Raw genomic sequence first — 2,551 nt, forward strand, 5'->3', positions numbered from 1 at the left:
TACTACGCTATGCTTTAGGTTGGCAATATATCTCTGGTTTTGCGTAAGTCCTAACTTCTTAACTGAGTTGTCTTTAATACGCTATCTTAGCGATGTTTTTCGAGTGGTATTATTTACGTTTCGTTCAATGCTTCTCAATCTGTATAAATTCAAAAAATATATTTATTAATAAACAAAAAACTTAGTAGAAAAAAGCTCGTTAGCGTTGAGAAACGACTAGCGATGCGATAGCGAAGAGCTGTGGCTAAAAATCCTTACAATACGAGATTAAACCAAGCCGATTAATTTACTTATCTCCATAGATAATGACGTCATTTAAATAATGGCGAATAGACTCGGCTGGCTTGAAATCAGTAATTAGAATATAACAACAGCAAAAAACAGCGACAAAGCAATCAAAATAATAAGGATATGACTATGATGACATCAACCAGTCAATTTGAGAAAAAATGATTAGATAACTTTCAATGGTTAGCTGGTGACAAGCTATCTGGTATAACGGCACTAGCAAATGATGAAAAAGATCGAGTACGAAAACAGCCATTATTTTACCTCGAAACGGTTTCTGTAGACAGTTATGAAGATGACATTTACTTTGTGAACAATACTAATGAAACGCTCAGATGGGTAGCGCCTTTTAAACCCTATCAAAATATAGAACAAGCAAGGGCGAAGTTGGGTGATGTTAGTGATGAAAACTTACGTAAAGTGACGCTCTATAGTGATGATATCGACAGTTTATACACGGACATACTTCCCAAGCAGGGGGTGCGTATTGGCAGTGTTGATATTCTTTATGACAGTGATGCGCTGATGCAATGGTTTATACATGTGCCCTATAAAGGGCCAGATACTCATTATGCGATTTGGCAATTTAATGTCGTGGAGAAGGGCGGGATTCGAGGAACTTATTCATTGCTAGGGGAGGATTTTGGCAGGCCTTCGCATATAGTGAGTTGTGATTGTCTGTTTGAGCGAGCGGATATGCCGATAGAAGTCAGCGTTTATGAAGAGCGCTGTGCAATGCTTGAGAGGCTTATTGGTTCATTTGGTATTGCAAATGCCATATTCGTATTGGCGATCAATGATGTGCTTTATCGTTACGGTATTGGCTGGAGTGCGCCCTATAGTGAGTCGGACATACAGGCACAAGACATTGCGATGAGATTACAAGAGCAAAAGCCGAAAGATACAGAAGCGGTGAGAGCCATTGTCCAAACAGTTTATGATTTTTGGTTTGATGAAGGCTTTGCAAAAAACATCTCAATGCAGGCTTGTGAGGAGATATTGAGCTTGTCCCAAGCGCAGGTGGCTAGCCAAAAACCAGTTTAATTTATGAGTCAAATTATTGAGCATAAACCCAAATAATAGGGCGTGTTGAACATTCAAATGTGGTGCTGGCAGTGACTATTTTTTAGACAATATGCAGTGAAATTTTTGATGCCTAGTCATTCTAGGTGAAACAATTTCGCCATATATTGGCAAAAAAGAGTACTGCCCCGAAGGGCTGATGCTAAAATCACCCCAAACGTTGTTGCAAACCTAGCTAAGGTCTCGACATTATCGGCGGCTTGCGCCTAGTTTAGTGCAATTTTAGCGATCAGCAGCCCTAATATTTGAATGTTCAACACGCCCTAATTAAAAAAGGAGAAGTTTATGATGTTTCCTATCGAAAACAATGACACGTTTTTGTTGTTTTTTCATGGTCTTGATTCCAGTAATGAGACCAGCAAATATACTTGTATTACTCGTGAACCAAAATACTGCCAAACAGTCAATTACCGAGACAATTTTTTAGAAGTATTTGAGATTTACGATGCGCTGATCCGTGAAAAAATGACACAGTATCCGCGAGTGGTATTAGCAGGGCATTCGCTTGGTGGCTGGTTTGCCAATCACTTTTCCCATAAATACAACCTGCGTGCGCTATTGATTGCGCCTTGTATCTATCCAAGTGAGGTATTGGCTGACCGTATTCCTGCAGTGGCTGATATGAAGTTATCATTCCCTACATCTAACACTGAGATGATGCGCGTCATGGTAGAAGTCGACGATGAAAGTTTGGATGTGGCGATTGCTAGACGAACTTTAGTCAATCTCCCTGATAGTTGGGAAGTCGATTACTTTGAAGGTGGTCATCACCGCATCGCTCGTAGCAGTGATATTTGAGCTATGCTGAAGAAACCGTAGAGGTAAACTTGGTAAACTAAGCGTATTAATCGGAGTTTATCATGACCAAGAAAGTAAGAACCTACAGTGACGAATTTAAAGCCGAGGCCGTCAAGAAGATATCAGACAATAATGGCAATATCTCAGCCACTGCAAAGCAGCTTGGCATTGCCATGCAAACGCTATCAAATTGGCATAACAAAGCCAATCAAGGCAAGCTTGTCGGCACAGAGCAATATGATCCTGACCTTATGAGTGCTCTTCAAGAAATAAAGCAGCTCAAGCGGCAGCTCAAAGTGGCTGAAGAGGAACGCGAAATACTAAAAAAGGCGACGGCGTACTTCGCGAGAAACAGTTAGTCAGGTACGCCTTTATCAAAGAC

At 40.6% G+C, this 2,551-nt stretch carries 2 protein-coding genes and 1 pseudogene; all 3 read left to right on the plus strand.

The genetic code is table 11. The features are described 5' to 3' along the window. The first annotated feature begins 597 nt into the window (after positions 1 to 597). A complete protein-coding gene (locus EI164_RS15615; protein ID WP_192520894.1) occupies positions 598 to 1,332 on the plus strand; it encodes a hypothetical protein in 735 nt (244 codons plus the stop codon). A gap of 324 nt (positions 1,333 to 1,656) precedes the next feature. Beyond that, positions 1,657 to 2,169, plus strand: a complete 513-nt coding sequence (locus EI164_RS15620) for a YqiA/YcfP family alpha/beta fold hydrolase (protein WP_192520896.1) — start codon at positions 1,657 to 1,659, stop codon at positions 2,167 to 2,169. 62 nt (positions 2,170 to 2,231) lie between these two features. Beyond that, positions 2,232 to 2,551 (plus strand): annotated as a pseudogene (locus EI164_RS15625) (transposase); the annotation flags it as partial.

The organism is Psychrobacter sp. FME13 (assembly GCF_014861395.1).
Taxonomy (GTDB): Bacteria; Pseudomonadota; Gammaproteobacteria; order Pseudomonadales; family Moraxellaceae; genus Psychrobacter.